Origin of the sequence: Rhizobium sp. NZLR11 (assembly GCF_019685115.1) — a bacterium.
Taxonomy (GTDB): Bacteria; Pseudomonadota; Alphaproteobacteria; order Rhizobiales; family Rhizobiaceae; genus Rhizobium.
Window position 1 is genome coordinate 304,002 of record NZ_JABDWD010000006.1, and the last position, 17,041, is coordinate 321,042.

A 17,041-nucleotide genomic window follows, 5' to 3' on the forward strand; every position below is an offset into this window, starting at 1 on the left:
ATATTGACGATCCACTTGCATGCCAAAAAGGAATTCTTCGATGTCTTCTCCCCATGATTTCAATCCGGCGCTGGTAACCTGGGACGGTCTTCACGGCCTGCCGCGTTTCGACGCATTGAATGACGGCGATTTCGCCGCTGCCTTCGAAGCAGCGCTTGCCGCGCATGAAAGGGAGATCGATGAGATCGCCGGAAACGCCGATGCGCCGACATTCGAGAATACGGTCGTGGCGCTGGAGATTGCCGGCGACGCGCTGTCGCGTGTTTCGGCGCTGTTCTGGAACAAGGCAGGCGCGCATACCAATGATGTGATCCAGGCGCTGGAGCGGGAGATCTCGCCGAAGATGTCGCGCCACTATTCGAAGATCGGGATGAATGCAGCGCTTTTTGCTCGCATCGATACGCTCTGGGAGAATCGCGAGACGCTTGGCTTGACGCTCGAGCAGACACGCGTGCTGGAACGCCACTGGAAAGGCTTCGTCAAATCGGGCGCCAAGCTTGAGAAGGCCGAGCAGGAAAAACTTGCGGCGATCAATGAAAAGCTTGCCGGCCTCGGGACGCAATTCGGCCAGAACGTGCTGGCCGACGAAAAGGCCTGGGCACTGGTCCTTTCGGACAGTGCCGAGCTCGCGGGCCTGCCGGAATTCCTGCGCGACGCAATGGCTGCGGCTGCGCGCGAACGCGGCGAAGCGGGCAAATATGCGGTGACGCTGTCACGCTCGATCATCGAGCCGTTCCTGACCTTTTCGGAGCGCCGCGATCTGCGCGAGCAGGCTTTCAAGGCTTGGGTGGCACGCGGCGAAAATGACGGCGAGACGGACAATCGCGCCGTCATCAAGGAAACGCTGGCGCTGCGCCATGAGGTGGCGAGCCTGCTTGGTTACGGCAATTTCGCCGAGCTGAAGCTCGACAACACGATGGCAAAGACGGCGGGTGCGGTGAACGACCTGCTCAAGGCCGTCTGGGCAAGGGCGGTGAAACGTGCCGGCGAAGAGGAGGTCGATATCGCCGCGCTGATCGCCGAGGAGGGGCGAAACCATGAGGTGATGCCCTGGGACTGGCGCCACTACGCCGAAAAGATCCGGGCGCGAAAGTTCGATTTCTCCGAGGCTGAGCTCAAGCCCTATCTGCAGCTCGAGAAGATCGTCGAGGCCTGCTTCGAGGTGGCCGGCCGGCTGTTCGGTATCCGCGCCGTCGAGAAGAAAGACGTGGCCGCCTATCACCCGGATGTCAGGGTGTTTGAAATCAGGGATCGCGAAGACCGGCTGGTCGCCCTGTTCCTCGGCGATTATTTTGCCCGCGGCTCGAAACGATCCGGCGCCTGGATGAGCTCGCTGCAATCGCAGCACAGGCTGGAGCTGAAGAACGGCCGCCATGGCGAGCTGCCGATCATCTACAATGTCTGCAATTTCGCCAAGCCTGCCGAGGGCAAGCCGGCGCTGTTGTCGCTCGACGATGCGCGCACGCTGTTCCACGAATTCGGCCACGCGCTGCACGGCATGCTTTCGAACGTCACCTACCCCTCCGTCTCCGGCACCGGCGTTTCGCGCGATTTCGTCGAGCTGCCGTCGCAGCTCTACGAGCACTGGCTGACGGTGCCTGATATCCTGAAGCGCTACGCTGTGCATGTCGAAACCGGCGAGCCGATGCCGCAGGCTCTGCTCGACAAGGTGCTTGCCGCCCGCACCTTCAATGCCGGCTTCAACACCGTCGAATTCACCTCGTCGGCGCTGGTCGATATGGCGTTTCACACGCGTGAGGCGGTTGTGGATCCGATGGCGGTGCAGGCGGAGGTGCTTGCCGAGATTGGTATGCCGAAATCGATCGTCATGCGCCATGCCACGCCGCACTTCCAGCACATCTTTTCCGGCGGTTATTCGGCCGGCTATTACTCCTATATGTGGTCGGAGGTGCTCGATGCCGACGCGTTTGCTGCCTTCGAGGAGACGGGAGACGCCTTCAACGGCGAGATGGCGAAGAAGCTTAAGGAAAACATCTATTCCGTCGGCGGTTCGATCGATCCGGAGGACGCCTACAAGGCCTTCCGCGGCAAGCTGCCGAGCCCGGATGCGATGCTTCTGAAAAAGGGACTTTCGACCTTCGAGGAATTGACAGGCAGCGACGCCTAAGACAATTTGATGACACGCCATGATGCGGCAGGGCGACAGCCATGCCGCAGCTTTTGCGCGTTCCCCTCTTTCGCAAACGCAAAAAAAACTGTATGGACGCCCCAAACCAATAGGCGCGTCCTCAAGAGCGTGCGCCGCAGCCTCAGAGATTTCACATATGGCACTTCGCAATATCGCGATCATCGCGCACGTTGACCATGGCAAAACGACCCTGGTGGATGAGCTTCTCAAGCAGTCCGGTTCGTTCCGCGAAAATCAGCGTGTCGCTGAACGCGTGATGGACTCGAACGATCTCGAAAAAGAACGCGGCATCACCATTCTCGCCAAGGCGACCTCGGTCGAGTGGAAGGGTGTCCGTATCAACATCGTCGACACCCCCGGCCACGCCGACTTTGGCGGTGAAGTCGAGCGCATTCTCTCGATGGTGGATGGCGCGATCGTTCTCGTCGATGCCTCCGAAGGCCCGATGCCACAGACCAAGTTCGTCGTCGGCAAGGCGCTGAAGGTCGGCCTTCGCCCGATCGTCGCGATCAACAAGATCGACCGTCCGGACGGCCGCCACGAAGAAGTCATCAACGAAGTCTTCGACCTTTTCGCCAATCTCGACGCGACCGACGAGCAGCTCGATTTCCCGATCCTCTACGGTTCCGGCCGCGACGGCTGGATGAACGTCAATCCGGAAGGCCCGAAGGACCAGGGTCTCGCACCTCTGCTCGACCTCGTGCTCAAGCATGTGCCGGAGCCGACCGTTCACGAAGGCCCGTTCACGATGATCGGCACGATCCTCGAAGCCAACCCCTTCCTCGGCCGCATCATCACCGGCCGCATCAATTCCGGTTCCATCAAGCCGAACCAGGCGGTGAAGGTTCTTCACGCCGACGGCAAGACGATCGAAACCGGCCGTATTTCCAAGATCCTCGCCTTCCGCGGCATCGAGCGCACGGCGATCGACGAAGCGCATCAAGGCGATATCGTTGCGATCGCCGGCCTCTCCAAGGGCACGGTCGCCGACACTTTCTGCGATCCCTCGATCACCGTGCCGCTGCAGGCGCAGCCGATCGATCCGCCGACTGTCACCATGTCCTTCATCGTGAACGATAGCCCGCTCGCGGGCACCGAGGGCGACAAGGTTACCTCCCGCGTCATCCGCGACCGTCTGCTCAAGGAAGCAGAAGGCAACGTCGCCCTGAAGATCGAAGAAGCCGAAGGCAAGGATTCGTTCTACGTGTCCGGCCGCGGCGAACTTCAGCTCGCCGTTCTCATCGAAACCATGCGTCGCGAAGGTTTTGAGCTTGCCGTGTCGCGTCCGCGCGTCGTGATGCACAAGGATGAAAACGGCCAGCTTCTGGAGCCGATCGAGGAAGTCGTCGTCGACGTCGACGAAGAACATTCCGGTGTCGTCGTGCAGAAGATGTCCGAGCGCAAGGCCGAAATGGTCGAGCTGCGTCCTTCGGGTGGCAACCGTCTTCGCCTGCGTTTCTACGCACCGACCCGTGGCCTGATCGGCTACCAGTCGGAACTGCTAACGGATACGCGCGGCACTGCGATCATGAACCGCCTGTTCCACGACTACCAGCCCTACAAGGGTGTGATCGGTGGCCGCGTCAACGGCGTGCTGCTCGCCAACGCTCCCGGCGAAGCCGTCGCTTATGCGATGTTCAACCTGGAAGACCGCGGCCCGATGATCATCGATCCGGGCGAAAAGGTCTATGCCGGCATGATCATCGGCATTCATACGCGCGATAACGACCTTGAAGTGAACGTCCTGAAGGGCAAGCAGCTCACCAACATCCGCGCCGCCGGCAAGGACGAAGCCGTCAAGCTGACGCCGCCAATCCGCATGACGCTTGATCGCGCTCTTTCCTGGATCCAGGAAGACGAACTGATGGAAGTGACACCGAAGAATATTCGTCTGCGCAAGATGTATCTCGACGCAAACGATCGCAAGCGCTTCGAAAAGTCCAAAGCGGCTCTCTGAGAGCGTAATGCATGTCGCCCGGAAGTGTGAAGCGGTTCCGGGATAACGACATGCATAAATAAAGAGCTTTAAAAACAACGTTTGAAACCCCGGCCTTCGTGCCGGGGTTTTTTGTTGTGCGCCGCGTTGATTCCGACTTGTGACAATCGTTAAAAAAGCGTTAAATTTTAGCTGTCGTCCACATATCAAGTCTGTGGGCAATCGATCACGATGCGCTGGGCGCATATGGTTAATTGCCCTTGGCGGGACCAGAGTAAACGTTATGAAGACGTTGTCGATCGATGTTCGGCGGGCCGAACCCAACGATGCCCGAGCCATATCGGAAACCCACAGGCTCGCCTGGCAGCACACTTATGCAGGCATTATTCCGCATCGCGCGCTGACGCAGATGATCGAGCGGCGCGGTGAAAACTGGTGGCGCAAGGCAACGCGTGGACCGGCGACGTTGCTGGTTCTCGATGTCGCCGGAACCGTTGCCGGCTACGCGACGCTCGGCCTCAACCGCGCCCGGGCGCTGCCGCAGGAAGGCGAGATTTACGAGCTTTACCTTCGTCCGGAATATCAGGGCATCGGTCTCGGCCGGATGCTGTTCGGCGAGGCGCGCCGGCTGCTGAAGTCGCTCGGCTGCAACGGGCTGGTCGTCTGGTGCCTTGAGGAAAACGAGACCGCCGGCCGCTTCTATCGTCATCACGGCGGTGTCGATTTCTGCGAAGGCATGGAAAATTTCGACCACAGGCAGTTGAAGAAGATCGGCTTCATCTGGAACTGACGGGGTTGGTTGCGACCGCCTGTTTTCCCATTCGAAAGTTTGAGCATTTTGCGCCGGTGCCATCACGCATCGGTGATCTCAAATGTTGCGTTGCCACATGAAACTGATTATCTGGCTGCGATCAATTCAACCTCGCGGGAGTTTCCTATGCGCATCGACGCCATTTCAATCGGTAATAATCCACCTGAGGACGTCAACGTTATCGTCGAGGTTCCGGTCGGTGGCCATCCCATCAAGTATGAGATGGACAAGGAAGCCGGCACGCTGGTCGTCGATCGTTTCCTCTACACGCCGATGACTTATCCGGGCAATTATGGTTTCGTGCCGCATACGCTGTCTGAGGACGGCGACCCGATCGACGTGCTGATCGCCAGCACCCGCCCGCTGGTTCCCGGCTGTGTCATCAATGTGCGTCCGATCGGGGTCCTGAAGATGGAAGATAATTCCGGCAAGGACGAGAAGATCATCGCCGTGCCGTCGCCGAAGCTGACGCTGCGTTATGAGAAGGTGAAGGACTACACCGATCTTCCCGAGATCACGCTGAAGCAGATCGAGCACTTCTTCGAGCACTACAAGGACCTGGAGCCCGGCAAGTGGGTGAAGATCTTCGGTTGGGGCGATTCCAAGGAAGCCGGCGAACTCATCCTCGAAGCCGTCGAGCGCGCCAAGAAGAAGGGCTGATCGCTCAGCGCATAGAGCGTCCTTAGCGCATCCAGCGGATGCGCGGCGTTCTAACTGAAAAGCACTTCTAGTTTTTTTGCCAAATCCTCCGGGTCGCCTTCGATCCGGAGGATTTTTTTGCGCGCGGTGTCGCCGGAGATGAGGCTGACGCTGGTTTTGGGGATGCGCAGCGATCCGGCGACCAGACGGATGAGGGCCTTGTTGGCCTTGCCTTTTTCCGGCACGGCAGTGACGCGCGCCTTCAGATGGGTTTCGCCGCCCTTGCCATCCGCCTCGATGCCATCGATCGCATCACGCCCGCCATTCGGCGTCAGCCGGACGGCGAGGCGCAGATGATCATTGAAAAGACTCCAGGGACGGCTCAAGCGACCAGCGGGTAGACCGTGGTCCAAAGCAAGGTGCGCAGGAAGAAGATGATCAGCAGCAGGATGATCGGCGAAATGTCGATGCCGCCAAGGTTCGGCAAAAAGCGGCGGATCGGCTTCAGCACCGGTTCGGTGACATTATAGAGGAATGTGCCGACCGAATTGACGAACTGATTGCTGGAGTTGATGACGTTGAAGGCATAGAGCCAGGAAAAAACGGCACTGCCAATCAGGATCCAGGTGTAAATATTCAAAGCCAAATCAATGGTTTGAAACAGCGCAAACATCGTCGTCTCCAATTCGTTGTTGACAGACATGTAGACATTGGCGACTAAACGAGCAAGTGCCGTGTGGAAACACGCGGTGAATCATGTTTAACGGGCTGCCTTGCCGCAATTCCGGCGCGCCCGTCTCCTCGGAAAACACCCATGTCGTTTTCGCCTACCGGAGACCGTTTTGCCGCGTTCCGGCATTCGTCCTACACGCGGTTCTTCTTCGCGCGGTTCCTGCTTTCCTTCTCGCAGCAGATCGTCAGCGTCGCCGTCGGCTGGCAGATGTACGACCAGACGGGCAGCGCAATCTATCTCGGCCTGATTGGCCTTGTGCAGTTCCTGCCGTCGCTGCTGCTCATGCTCGTCACCGGTTCGGTGGCCGACCGGTACAATCGCCGGGCGATTGCGGCCCTCTGCTCGCTGGTGAGCGCGCTCTGCACGCTGGCGCTGCTTGTCATGACGGCGATGGGAACCTTCACGCCCCTGCCTGTTTTCGCGGTGCTTTTGATCTTCGGCATCGAACGCGCCTTCATGTCGCCGGCGGTGCAGTCGCTGGCTCCCAATCTCGTGCCGGAGCAGGATCTCTCCAATGCGATCGCCTGGAATTCGTCGTCCTGGCAGCTCGCAGCAATCACCGGGCCGGTGCTCGGCGGTCTGCTCTACGGCGTCAGCGCACCGACCGCCTATACGGTGGCGGTGATCTTTTCGGTGCTCGGTGCGGCTCTTCTCTACATGATCCCGAAACCGGTGCAGAAGACGACCGGCGAGACCAAGAGCTGGGCGATGATCCTTGGCGGCTTCAGTTTCATCCGCGCCGAAAGGGTGGTGCTCGGGGCGATCTCGCTCGATCTCTTTGCCGTGCTGCTCGGCGGCGCAACCGCACTGATGCCGATCTTCGCCCGCGATATCCTGACCCTCGGCCCCTGGGGCCTCGGACTGCTGCGCGCCGCACCGGGACTTGGCGCCATCGTCATGGCGATCTTCCTTGCCGCCTATCCGCTCAAGCACCGCGCCGGCATCTACATGTTCATCGGCGTTGCCCTGTTCGGCGTCGGAACGATCATTTTCGGGGTCTCGACCAATACCGAAGTCTCGATCGCGGCGCTGGCGCTGATGGGGGCGGCCGACATGGTGTCGGTCTATGTCCGCGAGAGCCTGATTGCGCTCTGGACGCCGGATCAGCTGCGCGGCCGCGTCAATGCAGTCAACATGGTCTTCGTCGGTGCTTCGAACGAACTCGGAGAATTCCGGGCGGGCACGATGGCATCGATCTTCGGCGCTGTGCCGGCGGTCGTCATCGGCGGGATCGGAACTCTGGCGGTGGCGGCGATCTGGGCTTCGAGTTTCCCGAAATTGCGGCGGATCGATACGCTCGACGCGCCCAGCACGTGAGATAGCGCATGCTGCCGTATATACAGGTCTCTACGCAGGAAGCGTGATCGGGGAGGCGGCCTTTGCCGTCTTGCCTTCGAAGACAATATCGAGGAATTCGTTCAGCCAGGCTTTCAGCGGCGCGTCGAACAGCATGCGGCCTTCGAGGTGTTCGCGGCCCTGCTGGGCGTTCGGCAGAATGAAGCGATGCGCGCCATGCACCACCCAGCGGTGCATCATCACCCGGGTCAATTCGGCGTGGAACTGCAGGCCCCAGGCGTTACCGTCGTAGCGGAAGGCCTGGTTCGGATAAGCATCGCCTTCGGCCAGAAGGTGGGCGCCGTGCGGCAGCTCGAAGCCCTCGCGATGGAAATGATAGACCATCTTCGGCCAGTGCATCAGCAGGCGGCCTTTCTCGGTCGGGCGCAGCGGGTACCAGCCGATCTCCGTCGAGCCGTCGGTATTCGGCTGCACCTTGCCACCGAGATGGTGCACCAGCATCTGCGCGCCGAGACAGATGCCGAGGTAAGGGCGTTTTTCCCGCAGCGGAACGTCGATCCAGCCGATTTCCTTCTTGACGAAGTCATCGGGATCATTGGCGCTCATCGGCCCGCCGAAGACGACGGCGCCGGCATGGTCTTCGAGCGTCGCCGGAAGCGGCTCGCCGAGAACCGGGCGACGGATATCGAGGCGGTAGCCCTTTTCGACAAGCAATTGGCCGACACGGCCGGGGCTCGACCGCTCCTGATGCAGGACAATGAGGATCGGGCGCCGGTCGCGGTTGGGGTTTTGCTCAGTCGGTGTCATCTTGCGCAACCCGGACATCTGTGACCCTGGCGGCGGCCTCCTGCCGCTTCTGGATGCGCTCGCGCGAGGAGACGCCGAGCAGATCGGCGATGCGCCAGATCACATGGTCTTCCATTTCGCTGCGTTCGCCGTCGGCATAGACGATGTCCCAGAGAATGCCGATCAGCTCCAGCCGTTGCTCGGTATTGAGATGGCGTTTCAAGTCGGCGGTGAAGCGATAATAGTCGACGGCGGTGCTTTCGGCCTCAAGGCCGGCGGCGATCAGTGCATCGAGCTGCTTGCCGTCGAGTGCATACTGCTCCTTCAACAGCTTGCGCAGCCGCTTCTTCTCGCTGGCTTTGATCTGACCGTCGGCCTCCATGACCTGCATACAGAGTGCCGCCACCGCGATGCGCGGATCATCGGGGGCAAAGCCTTTCTTCGGGTGGTCGGCGGTAAGATTCTGGAAGAATGCCTGAAAGCGTTCGAACATGCGGTTTTCGTTCCATTTCAGAAAAGGCGGAGCCGGGTCTTGGGTTCCTGTTCCACCCTGGGATCGCGAACGCCGGGATCATCCGGCCGGCCGCCAAAGAAAGGTTTTGTCTCGCCCGGTGCGGGCGCTTTTTCGCTGACGGATTCGGCGGGCTTCGGTTTTGCCGGTGCCGGCGTCGGGCGTGCCGCCTCGGCAATCGTCGCGGCGCGTTCCAGTTCGATGATGCGATGGTCGTTGACCGGGCTTTCCGGCCTGACGTCGCGCAGCGGCGGCAGTGTCTTCAAAGCGGTTTCGATCGAGGCGGGCGCCGAGCCGTCCTCGAGCCGACCTTCGACCTGGCCGAACGGCGCCTTCCATTCGAAGGCGTCCAGGCGGCCGGTCACCGGCGATACCGGCAGCCATTTGTCGGACACGAAGCCGTCCGCCACCCAGGCCGGATCGCGCGGTGCCTTGAGCGCCTGGGCCAGCCAATGGCGCACCCGGCCCTGGTCGCCAGTTTCGGCTTCTTCGATGTCGGCCAACAGCAGGAAGGCGCTCTCACGCGGCTGCATGCGCGCTGCCGCTTCCGCCTTGGCGCGAGCCTTGGCGAATTCCTGCGCGTCGAGCGCTGCCTGGGCGACGACGAGAAGGGATTCGACGTTGTTCGGGCGCAGCCCTTCCAGCCGTTCGGCGCGCTTCAGCCGGTCGAGCGTGGAATCACCACTGCGGGCCCTGACATAAGCTTGGCCGATCTCAGGATGCGGTGCCGATTTCCATGCCTGTTCGAGGATCGAGGCGGCCTTGCGCACACCGCCTTCGCGAAACAGCGCCTTGGCGGCAATAAGGGCTGCCGGAATGAAATCGGCGGCGAGCTTCAGTGCCTGCAACGCGTCGTCGCGGGCACCGGTCGGATTGTTTTCGAGCATTTCGCCGGCGCGCGCCGTCAGCAGGACGGCGTGCAGACGGTTGGCTTCGGCCTTTTCGACGACGCGGGCGGCCTTCTGTTGTTCGAGGAGGCCGATGGCATCGTCCCAGCGGCCGGCCTGGCTGCGATACTCGAGAGTCGCCTGTGCGGCCCAGGGCAGATAAGGCGCGTTGTCGGCAGCCTTTTCGGCATATTGGCGGGCGGCCTCGTTGGCCCCGAGACGGCGCGCCTCCAGATAAAGGCCGCGCAGGCCGAGTTCGCGTGTCTCGGGATCGTTGGCCATCGCCTCGAACTTGGCGCGTGCCTCATCATGGCGGCCCTCGATCAGGGCCGCCTGGGCTTCGAGCAGGTTGATCAGCGGCTCCTGGTCGGCGCGGATGAGACCGCGTGAGCGGGCGGCCATCTTGCGGGCAAGTAGCGCATTGCCGGCGCCGGCGGCGATCAGCCCGGTCGACAGCGCCTGATAACCACGGTCGCGCTTGCGGGCGCGGAAATAACGCGTCACCGAATGCGGCGAGGTCCAGACCAGGCGGACGAACCACCAGCCGATCATCACGGCGGCGATCAGAGCGATGATCGCACTGGCAGCGACGATCAGCTTCGTCTGGTAGATCTGGCCCTCCCAGATCAGCGAGAGGTCTCCGGGACGATCGGCGAGCCAGGAGAAGCCATAGGCGAGAAGCAGCACGAAGAGGGCGAAGACGACAAGGCGGATCAGCATGGTCTCATCCCTCCTTGCCGGTGCCGGAAACCGCTTTCGACAGCGCCCCGCCGACCAGTTCCTCGACGCGGATACGCGCGTCGAGAGATTGCTTGAAGGCGGTGGAAGCCTGTTTGCCGGGAGCCGGCAGGTTATTCCATTCGGCAGTAGCGCCCGGCAGGTCGCCGATCTTCACTTTATCCTCCAGGCGGGCGGCGACGGCTTCGACGCTTTCGCCCTCGATATTGCCGACGGGACGGACACTCACCAGCGACTTGGCGCTCGACATCAACCGGTCCGACCAGCTCTCGTTCGGATCCGGCTGGTTGACGGCTTCGACGATCGCGGTGGCGACATCTGGAACCTGACGCACGAGTTCAGCGCGCGAGGGAATGCCGGTCTCGGCAAAGGCGCGCAGGTCAGCGACCGCAGGATCGTCGGGTGCGACACCGGCGAAGGTATCGAGTTCGGCCAGGAACGGCCCACCGCGATCGATCGCGGCCTTGAGGGCGGCAGCTGCGATCGCCCGGGCAACGGCGACATCCTCGCGCGGCGCGTTCAGCTTCTTTTCGGCCTCTTCGAGGCGCTTGGCGATATCGGCGCCGCTCGTCGTCTGCTGCTCGGAAGATTGGGAAAGTGTGGCGCGCAACTGGTCGACCTGACCGGTCAGTTCCGCAATCTTCTGGTTGAGTGACTCGACATTTGCCGAATTGGCCGGTGCGGCGGCTACCGGGGCCTTCGCAGCCGTTTCCAGCGCGGCGACGCGCTGCTCAAGCGCACCGTCATCCGTGCTCGCCGGATTGGCGGCAAGGTTGGCGACGGCCTGTTTCAGTCCGTCGATCTCGCCGGAAAGATCGGCAGTCTGCGGTGAGGTCGTCTGCGGCGCGGAAGAGCCGCCCGGGAGGTAACCGGCATATTGGATGGCGCCGGCGCCAAGCAGCGCCACGAGGCCGCCGACGATGCCGGCGGCAATGAGACCGGAGGTGGCGGCGCTCTTCGGCGCGGGCTGTTCGGCAGGCGTGAAGGAAGGTTCCGGGGCTACCGGTTCCTCCTCCGGCGCATCCATCGCCGGTTTCTCTTCATATTCGGCATGCGACTCAGTGTCGGTTTCGGGCGGCGGGCCGACATCGGCGGTGCTGTCGGCATCGCCGGTTTCATGGTCCACCGGTTTTTCGGTATCGGCTGCGGAGGCGAATTCCTGTGCATCGAGGTCGATCGTGACCGGCTCGTCGGCGCTCTTCGAATGGCGTGGCGGGTTTCCCGATACCATGAGGTCCTCTTTATCCTGCATTGCAACGAAACTAGACAGTGATGCCAGTTAAGGGAAGAGGTTAGATCAAATTTGGGCGGCTAAAGCCTTCAAAGCAGCGACAAAAGGCTTTTCTCATCCGTCATTGGCGAAATCATTACGCTTTTTCTCAGAGCCGCGGGAATCGCTTCCGCCACCGCTTCGCTGAGGCAGATAAGGCGGATTCCGCTCTCTTCCGGCAGGGCCGATCGCAGTTCCGGCACGCGAAAGAAATCCTCGGCCGTCTGCCGGGAATAGAAGAGTATGACCTCCGGCCTCCGGCCTGAGAAAATCGCTCCGATCTCTGCCGGGCCGGGGGCGACCGGCTGCATGCGATAACATTCGGCGACGGAAAAGCGGATGCCGCGTTGGCGCAATCCTGCTTCGAAAGTTTCGGCGCGCGGCAAGCCGGCAAGATAGAGCAATTCGTCCGCTTCCCGCGCCGCGACGAGATCGGCGAGATCGCGGCCGTTGCCCTTGGATGAAGCGACCGATCGGAAGCCGAGCTTGCGCGCTTCTTCCGCCGTCGTCTCGCCGACGGCGAAAAGCGGGCGGGCAAGATGCGGACGAAGCTGCTCTTCGAGAGCGGCAACGACCCTGATAGCTTCGGCGCTGGTCACTGCGATTGCGCCGCTGGTTCTAGCCAACGCGGCCGCGGCTGCCGCGCTGTCGTGCAGGGGCCGACGCAGCGGCAGCAGCAGCGGCTCGTGGCCCATATCGCGCAGACGTTGTGCGGTTTTCGTCGCCGAATGCGCGGGGCGGGTGACGAGCACGCGCATGGCCGCGTCAGTGCCAATCGTCGAAAAAGGCGCTGCCGGCCCTTGCTCGAACGTCCTGGCCGGCGCGGGTGCCGAGGGCTGCCGCATCGCGGCGGTGGCCGTCGGTGGTCACCGCATGCTGGCTGCGGCCGTCAGGCGTAATGATAAGGCCGGAAAAGCGGATCAGGTCGCCTTCGCAGACCGCATAACCGCCGATCGGCGTGCGGCACGAGCCGTCGAGAGCGGCGAGAAAGGCACGTTCGCAGGAGACGGTATCGAAGGTCGGCGCGTCGTTGACCGGTGCCAGCAGATCGTCGATCCTGGTATCACCGATGCGGCTTTCGATGCAGATCGCTCCCTGCGCCGGCGCCGGCGGGAAGGTGTCGGGATCGAGGATATCGGTCAGCACCTCGACCTTGCCAAGGCGCTTCAGGCCGGCAAGCGCCAGCAGGGTCGCATCGACCTGACCCTCTTCGAGCTTGCGCAGGCGCGTTTCGACCGAGCCGCGGAAGGTGACGACGTTGATATCCGGCCGCATGCGGCGGATCAGCGCCTGACGGCGCAGCGACGAGGAACCGACGGTGGCGCCATGCGGCAGGTCGATCAGTTTGCGCGCGGTACGGCCGATGACGGCGTCGCGGATATCTTCGCGCGGCAGATAGGCGGAGAGATAAAGCCCCTCGGGAAGCTTCGTCGGCATGTCCTTGGTGGAGTGCACGGCGAAATCCAGCGCGCCGGCAACGAGCTTCTGTTCGAGTTCCTCGGTGAAGAGGCCCTTGCCGCCGATCTCGGCCAGCGAACGGTCGGTGATGCGATCGCCCTTGGTCGTCAGCACGACGATCTCGAACATGTCCTCGGGTAGATGATGCGCCGCCATCAGCCTGTCGCGGGCCTCATGCGCCTGGGCAAGCGCCAGCGGGCTGCCTCGCGTGCCGATCCGGAAAGGTTTTGTTTGCATCCGCTCTATTCCGTTGTTACCGGAGTTCTCGTAAACGGGTTTCCATCCCATCGCAATCAACGAACAGGCTTCATGGTTCCCTTTCTGCGCATCCTTGGCATCGAAACGAGCTGCGACGAGACCGCCGCCGCCGTCGTCGAGCGCGATGCGGAGGGGCGTTCCAACGTGCTGTCGGATATCGTGCTTTCCCAGCTCGACGAGCATAGCGCCTATGGCGGCGTGGTGCCAGAAATCGCCGCGCGCGCCCATGTCGAGGCGCTGGACGAGCTGATCGAGGAGGCGCTGAAGCGCGCCAATGTGTCGCTGGCCGATATCGACGCCATTGCCGCCACGTCGGGGCCGGGGCTGATCGGCGGGCTGCTGGTGGGGTTGATGACCGGCAAGGCGATCGCCAGAGCCGCCGGCAAACCGCTTTATGCGGTCAACCATCTCGAAGGCCATGCGCTGACGGCGCGGCTGACGGACGGGCTCTCCTTTCCCTATCTGATGCTGCTCGTCTCCGGCGGCCATACCCAGCTCATCCTGGTGCGCGGCGTCGGACAGTACGAGCGCTGGGGCACGACGATCGACGATGCACTCGGCGAAGCCTTCGACAAGACGGCAAAGCTGCTGGGCCTGCCCTATCCCGGCGGCCCGGCGGTGGAAGGGATGGCCCGCGACGGCAATCCCGATCGCTTCGCTTTTCCGCGGCCGCTGGTCGGCGAGGCACGGCTCGACTTCTCCTTCTCCGGACTGAAGACGGCGGTGCGGCAGGCGGCTCAGGAAATCGCGCCGCTCAGCGATCAGGATGTGGCTGATATCTGCGCCTCGTTTCAGAAGGCGATTTCGCGCACGCTGAAGGACCGCATCGGCCGCGGCCTGCAGCGGTTCAAGACGGAATTTGCGGCGGCATTCTCAGCGACTGGCCCAGCGACTGGCGAGAAGCCGGCACTGGTCGTTGCCGGCGGTGTCGCTGCCAATCTCGAACTGCGCGGCACGCTGCAGGCGCTATGCGACAAGAACGGCTTCCGCTTCATCGCGCCGCCGCTGCACCTCTGCACCGACAATGCGGTGATGATTGCCTGGGCAGGACTGGAGCGGATGGCGACCGGAGCCGCGCCGGATGCGCTCGACGTCCAGCCGCGTTCACGCTGGCCGCTCGATTCCCATGCGCAAACGCTGATCGGTTTCGGAAAGAGAGGGGCCAAGGCATGAGCGAAAACATCGCCGTCGTCGGATCTGGGGCTTTCGGCACGGCGCTCGCCACCGTCATCGCCCTTGCCGGCCGTAGCGCGGTGACGCTCGTCGGGCGCAATCCGTCGCTGATGGCCGATCTGAAGGCCGAACGGCTGCATGATGCGGTGCTGCCCGGTATTCTCCTGCCCGATACGCTGGAATTTGCCGCCGAGGCGGAGGCGATTGCCGACGCCTCCATCGTGCTTTTTGCGATGCCGTCGCAGGCGCAGTCCGATGCGGCGCGGCAATACGGCCCCTATCTTTCCAAGGATGCCGTTGTCGTCACCTGCGCTAAGGGCATCGAGCGGGCGACCGGCAATCTTCTGACCGACATGCTGGAACGGGAACTGCCGGATCATTCCGTCGCCGTGCTCTCCGGCCCGGGTTTTGCCGCCGATATTGCCAAGGGCCTGCCGACGGCGATGGCGATCGCGGCTGATGACATGGAGATCGCGGAGCGGCTTGCACAGGCGATTTCCGGCCGGACCTTTCGGCTCTACGCCTCCAACGACCGCATCGGTGTACAGCTCGGCGGCGCGCTGAAGAATGTGCTGGCGATCGCCTGCGGCATCGTCGAAGGCGGCGGCATCGGCGATTCCGCCCGTGCGGCGCTGATTGCGCGCGGGCTTGCGGAAATGTCGCGCTTCGTCGTCGCCAAGGGTGGGCAGGCCGATACGGTGCGCGGGCTTTCCGGCCTCGGCGATCTGGTACTGACGGCGACGAGCCATCAATCGCGCAACCTGCGCTTCGGCATCGCGCTCGGGCGCGGCGAAAAGGCCGATCCGCTGCAGGGCGCGCTGGTGGAAGGTGCGCTTGCCGCCTCCGTCGCCTCGCGGCTTGCCGCAGAGCTTGCGGTCAGCATGCCGATCACCGACGCCGTTTCCGCCATTATCGACGGCAGGCTCGATATATCAGAGGCGATAGAGCAACTGATGACGCGCCCGATCACCACCGAATAGGAGACAGACATGCTTTTCGCCCTTCTCTGCAAGGACAAGCCGGGACATTTGAACGTGCGCATGGAGACGCGTCCGACACATGTCGAGTATCTGAACGGCCTGAATGCCGATGGCACATTGAAGATCGCCGGCCCGTTTCTCGATGACGACGGCAAAGCCTGCGGCAGCCTGATCATCGTCGAAGCTGAGACGAAAGAGGCAGCGCGTGCGCTTGCCGATGCCGATCCTTATGCCAAGGCCGGACTGTTCGAAAGCGTCGACGTCAAGGCCTTCAACTGGGTCTTCAACAAACCGGAGGCTTGAGCATGGCGCACTGGCTCTACAAATCCGAACCCGCCTCCTGGTCGTGGGAGCAACAGAAGGCTGCCGGCGAAAAGGGCACGGAATGGACCGGTGTCCGCAACTATCTGGCGCGCAACAACATGCGGGCGATGCAGATCGCCGACAAAGGGTTTTTCTATCATTCCAATGACGGGCTCGAAGTCGTCGGCATCGTCGAAGTCTCAGCGCTGTCGCAGCCCGATTCCACCGCCAAGGGCGACCCGAAGTGGGATTGCGTCCACATTCGCGCCGTCATGGACATGCCGAAGCCGGTGACGCTGAAGGATGTCAAGGCGAGCGAGAAGCTCGCCAAGATGGCGCTCGTCACCTCGATGCGGCTTTCGGTGCAGCCGGTGACGGAAGAGGAATATCTCGAAGTCTGCCGCATGGGCGGACTGGACAATCCGCCGCGTTGAAGACCGATCCGGAAGCCTTCATCCGCGCCAATACCAGCCCGATGCCGCCGCCGCATGTGCCGGAGATTTCACTCTATCTGGCGAGCGAGGCGCATGATCTGTGGCTGAAGACGGAGGAGGAACTGGAAGCGATCGGCCTGCCGCCGCCCTTCTGGGCTTTTGCCTGGGCGGGCGGCCAAGGACTGGCGCGCTACATTCTCGATCATCCGGAGGTGGTGCGCGGCAAACGGGTGCTGGATTTCGCCAGCGGTTCCGGTCTTGTCGGCATAGCGGCTGCTATGGCCGGTGCCCGGGAGGTCACCGCCAATGATATCGATCCCTGGGCGGAGGCGGCAGTCCGGCTGAATGGCGGGGCTAATGATGTTTCGCTCGGCTTTAGCGGCGCCGATCTGATCGGGCAGGCCGTCGAGGCGGATATCGTGCTTGCCGGCGATGTCTTCTACGACGGCGCTTTTGCCGATGCACTCGTTCCCTGGTTCGCGAAGCTGGCGGACCAGGGAAAGCCGGTGCTGGTCGGCGATCCCGGACGCAGCTACCTGCCTCGGGATCGGCTGGAATTCTGCGCAGCCTATGAGGTGCCTGTGACGCGGGCGCTGGAGGACAGCGAAATCAAGAAGACGACGGTGTGGCGCTTCGTTTCCTAAGTCGGATCGACATTCAGGATTCGATCATTCGCGAT

General features: G+C 62.4%; 18 protein-coding genes. 10 read left to right on the forward strand and 8 right to left on the reverse strand.

Going from position 1 to position 17,041, the window contains the following annotated elements:
• Window positions 1-40 precede the first annotated feature (40 nt).
• The 4 genes from HJB83_RS13480 (at window position 41) to ppa (ending at window position 5,556) form a co-directional block, all read left to right on the forward strand.
• Window positions 41-2,128: a M3 family metallopeptidase gene (locus HJB83_RS13480; RefSeq protein ID WP_221131661.1), complete on the forward strand. Its 2,088-nt coding sequence runs from the start codon at window positions 41-43 to the stop codon at window positions 2,126-2,128.
• A gap of 157 nt (window positions 2,129-2,285) precedes the next feature.
• Complete coding sequence (gene typA, locus HJB83_RS13485; RefSeq protein ID WP_221131662.1) at window positions 2,286-4,106, forward strand: translational GTPase TypA; 1,821 nt, start codon at window positions 2,286-2,288, stop codon at window positions 4,104-4,106.
• Window positions 4,107-4,368: 262 nt separating this feature from the next.
• Window positions 4,369-4,875 (forward strand): GNAT family N-acetyltransferase, encoded by a 507-nt coding sequence (locus HJB83_RS13490; protein WP_207582129.1) that lies wholly within the window; start codon window positions 4,369-4,371, stop codon window positions 4,873-4,875.
• Window positions 4,876-5,022: 147 nt separating this feature from the next.
• Window positions 5,023-5,556: an inorganic diphosphatase gene (gene ppa / locus HJB83_RS13495; RefSeq protein ID WP_011653868.1), complete on the forward strand. Its 534-nt coding sequence runs from the start codon at window positions 5,023-5,025 to the stop codon at window positions 5,554-5,556.
• Window positions 5,557-5,606: 50 nt separating this feature from the next.
• Here ppa and HJB83_RS13500 read toward each other — a convergent pair whose 3' ends face one another.
• The gene (locus tag HJB83_RS13500; RefSeq protein ID WP_221131710.1) at window positions 5,607-5,921 is read right to left on the reverse strand and encodes a DUF167 domain-containing protein; all 315 of its coding nucleotides are present in this window, start codon (window positions 5,919-5,921) and stop codon (window positions 5,607-5,609) included.
• Window positions 5,918-6,238 carry a YggT family protein gene (locus HJB83_RS13505; RefSeq protein WP_164007631.1) on the reverse strand — a complete coding sequence of 107 codons (321 nt, stop codon included), beginning with the start codon at window positions 6,236-6,238 and terminating at the stop codon, window positions 5,918-5,920. The genes HJB83_RS13500 and HJB83_RS13505 overlap by 4 nt, the downstream gene beginning before the upstream one ends.
• A 111-nt stretch (window positions 6,239-6,349) precedes the next feature.
• Between HJB83_RS13505 and HJB83_RS13510 the strand changes: the two genes are divergently transcribed.
• Window positions 6,350-7,585, forward strand: a complete 1,236-nt coding sequence (locus tag HJB83_RS13510; protein WP_221131663.1) for an MFS transporter — start codon at window positions 6,350-6,352, stop codon at window positions 7,583-7,585.
• Window positions 7,586-7,615: 30 nt separating this feature from the next.
• Here HJB83_RS13510 and HJB83_RS13515 read toward each other — a convergent pair whose 3' ends face one another.
• The 6 genes from HJB83_RS13515 to hemC form a co-directional block, all read right to left on the reverse strand.
• On the reverse strand, window positions 7,616-8,371 hold the full coding sequence (locus HJB83_RS13515; protein ID WP_259671331.1) for a glutamine amidotransferase: 756 nt from the start codon (window positions 8,369-8,371) through the stop codon (window positions 7,616-7,618).
• A complete protein-coding gene (locus HJB83_RS13520) occupies window positions 8,358-8,843 on the reverse strand; it encodes a TerB family tellurite resistance protein (protein WP_207582125.1) in 486 nt (161 codons plus the stop codon). Before HJB83_RS13520 ends, HJB83_RS13515 begins: the two co-directional genes overlap by 14 nt.
• Window positions 8,844-8,860: 17 nt before the next feature.
• Window positions 8,861-10,468 carry a heme biosynthesis protein HemY gene (locus HJB83_RS13525; RefSeq protein WP_221131665.1) on the reverse strand — a complete coding sequence of 536 codons (1,608 nt, stop codon included), beginning with the start codon at window positions 10,466-10,468 and terminating at the stop codon, window positions 8,861-8,863.
• A 4-nt stretch (window positions 10,469-10,472) separates the two neighbouring features.
• Complete coding sequence (locus HJB83_RS13530; RefSeq protein WP_207582123.1) at window positions 10,473-11,738, reverse strand: COG4223 family protein; 1,266 nt, start codon at window positions 11,736-11,738, stop codon at window positions 10,473-10,475.
• A 68-nt stretch (window positions 11,739-11,806) separates the two neighbouring features.
• Window positions 11,807-12,514, reverse strand: a complete 708-nt coding sequence (locus HJB83_RS13535; RefSeq protein WP_221131666.1) for a uroporphyrinogen-III synthase — start codon at window positions 12,512-12,514, stop codon at window positions 11,807-11,809.
• 7 nt (window positions 12,515-12,521) lie between these two features.
• Window positions 12,522-13,451, reverse strand: coding sequence for a hydroxymethylbilane synthase (gene hemC / locus HJB83_RS13540; RefSeq protein ID WP_221159562.1), 930 nt, complete (start codon window positions 13,449-13,451; stop codon window positions 12,522-12,524).
• 72 nt (window positions 13,452-13,523) lie between these two features.
• On the opposite strand from hemC, the gene tsaD reads away from it, so the two are divergent.
• From tsaD to HJB83_RS13565, 5 genes are read left to right on the forward strand one after another with little or no spacing between them, the layout of a single operon-like run.
• Window positions 13,524-14,645 carry a tRNA (adenosine(37)-N6)-threonylcarbamoyltransferase complex transferase subunit TsaD gene (gene tsaD, locus HJB83_RS13545; protein WP_221131668.1) on the forward strand — a complete coding sequence of 374 codons (1,122 nt, stop codon included), beginning with the start codon at window positions 13,524-13,526 and terminating at the stop codon, window positions 14,643-14,645.
• Window positions 14,642-15,625: an NAD(P)H-dependent glycerol-3-phosphate dehydrogenase gene (locus HJB83_RS13550; protein WP_221131669.1), complete on the forward strand. Its 984-nt coding sequence runs from the start codon at window positions 14,642-14,644 to the stop codon at window positions 15,623-15,625. Before tsaD ends, HJB83_RS13550 begins: the two co-directional genes overlap by 4 nt.
• Before the next feature lie 9 nt (window positions 15,626-15,634).
• Entirely contained in the window at window positions 15,635-15,928 is a 294-nt protein-coding gene (locus tag HJB83_RS13555; protein WP_221131670.1) for a YciI-like protein, read from the forward strand.
• Between the two features lie 2 nt (window positions 15,929-15,930).
• Window positions 15,931-16,362 carry an EVE domain-containing protein gene (locus HJB83_RS13560; protein ID WP_207582117.1) on the forward strand — a complete coding sequence of 144 codons (432 nt, stop codon included), beginning with the start codon at window positions 15,931-15,933 and terminating at the stop codon, window positions 16,360-16,362.
• Entirely contained in the window at window positions 16,359-17,006 is a 648-nt protein-coding gene (locus HJB83_RS13565) for a methyltransferase (RefSeq protein WP_207582116.1), read from the forward strand. The genes HJB83_RS13560 and HJB83_RS13565 overlap by 4 nt, the downstream gene beginning before the upstream one ends.
• The last annotated feature ends 35 nt before the right edge of the window (window positions 17,007-17,041 follow it).

Excerpts from the sequence above, each read along its gene's own strand:
- HJB83_RS13480 (WP_221131661.1), top strand. The coding sequence starts at position 41 with ATGTCTTCTCCCCATGATTTCAATCCGGCGCTGGTAACCTGGGACGGT.
- typA (WP_221131662.1), top strand. The coding sequence starts at position 2,286 with ATGGCACTTCGCAATATCGCGATCATCGCGCACGTTGACCATGGCAAA.
- HJB83_RS13490 (WP_207582129.1), top strand. The coding sequence starts at position 4,369 with ATGAAGACGTTGTCGATCGATGTTCGGCGGGCCGAACCCAACGATGCC.
- ppa (WP_011653868.1), top strand. The coding sequence starts at position 5,023 with ATGCGCATCGACGCCATTTCAATCGGTAATAATCCACCTGAGGACGTC.
- HJB83_RS13505 (WP_164007631.1), bottom strand. The coding sequence starts at position 6,238 with ATGTCTGTCAACAACGAATTGGAGACGACGATGTTTGCGCTGTTTCAA.
- HJB83_RS13510 (WP_221131663.1), top strand. The coding sequence starts at position 6,350 with ATGTCGTTTTCGCCTACCGGAGACCGTTTTGCCGCGTTCCGGCATTCG.
- HJB83_RS13515 (WP_259671331.1), bottom strand. The coding sequence starts at position 8,371 with ATGACACCGACTGAGCAAAACCCCAACCGCGACCGGCGCCCGATCCTC.
- HJB83_RS13520 (WP_207582125.1), bottom strand. The coding sequence starts at position 8,843 with ATGTTCGAACGCTTTCAGGCATTCTTCCAGAATCTTACCGCCGACCAC.
- HJB83_RS13525 (WP_221131665.1), bottom strand. The coding sequence starts at position 10,468 with ATGCTGATCCGCCTTGTCGTCTTCGCCCTCTTCGTGCTGCTTCTCGCC.
- HJB83_RS13530 (WP_207582123.1), bottom strand. The coding sequence starts at position 11,738 with ATGCAGGATAAAGAGGACCTCATGGTATCGGGAAACCCGCCACGCCAT.
- HJB83_RS13535 (WP_221131666.1), bottom strand. The coding sequence starts at position 12,514 with ATGCGCGTGCTCGTCACCCGCCCCGCGCATTCGGCGACGAAAACCGCA.
- hemC (WP_221159562.1), bottom strand. The coding sequence starts at position 13,451 with ATGCAAACAAAACCTTTCCGGATCGGCACGCGAGGCAGCCCGCTGGCG.
- tsaD (WP_221131668.1), top strand. The coding sequence starts at position 13,524 with ATGGTTCCCTTTCTGCGCATCCTTGGCATCGAAACGAGCTGCGACGAG.
- HJB83_RS13550 (WP_221131669.1), top strand. The coding sequence starts at position 14,642 with ATGAGCGAAAACATCGCCGTCGTCGGATCTGGGGCTTTCGGCACGGCG.
- HJB83_RS13555 (WP_221131670.1), top strand. The coding sequence starts at position 15,635 with ATGCTTTTCGCCCTTCTCTGCAAGGACAAGCCGGGACATTTGAACGTG.
- HJB83_RS13560 (WP_207582117.1), top strand. The coding sequence starts at position 15,931 with ATGGCGCACTGGCTCTACAAATCCGAACCCGCCTCCTGGTCGTGGGAG.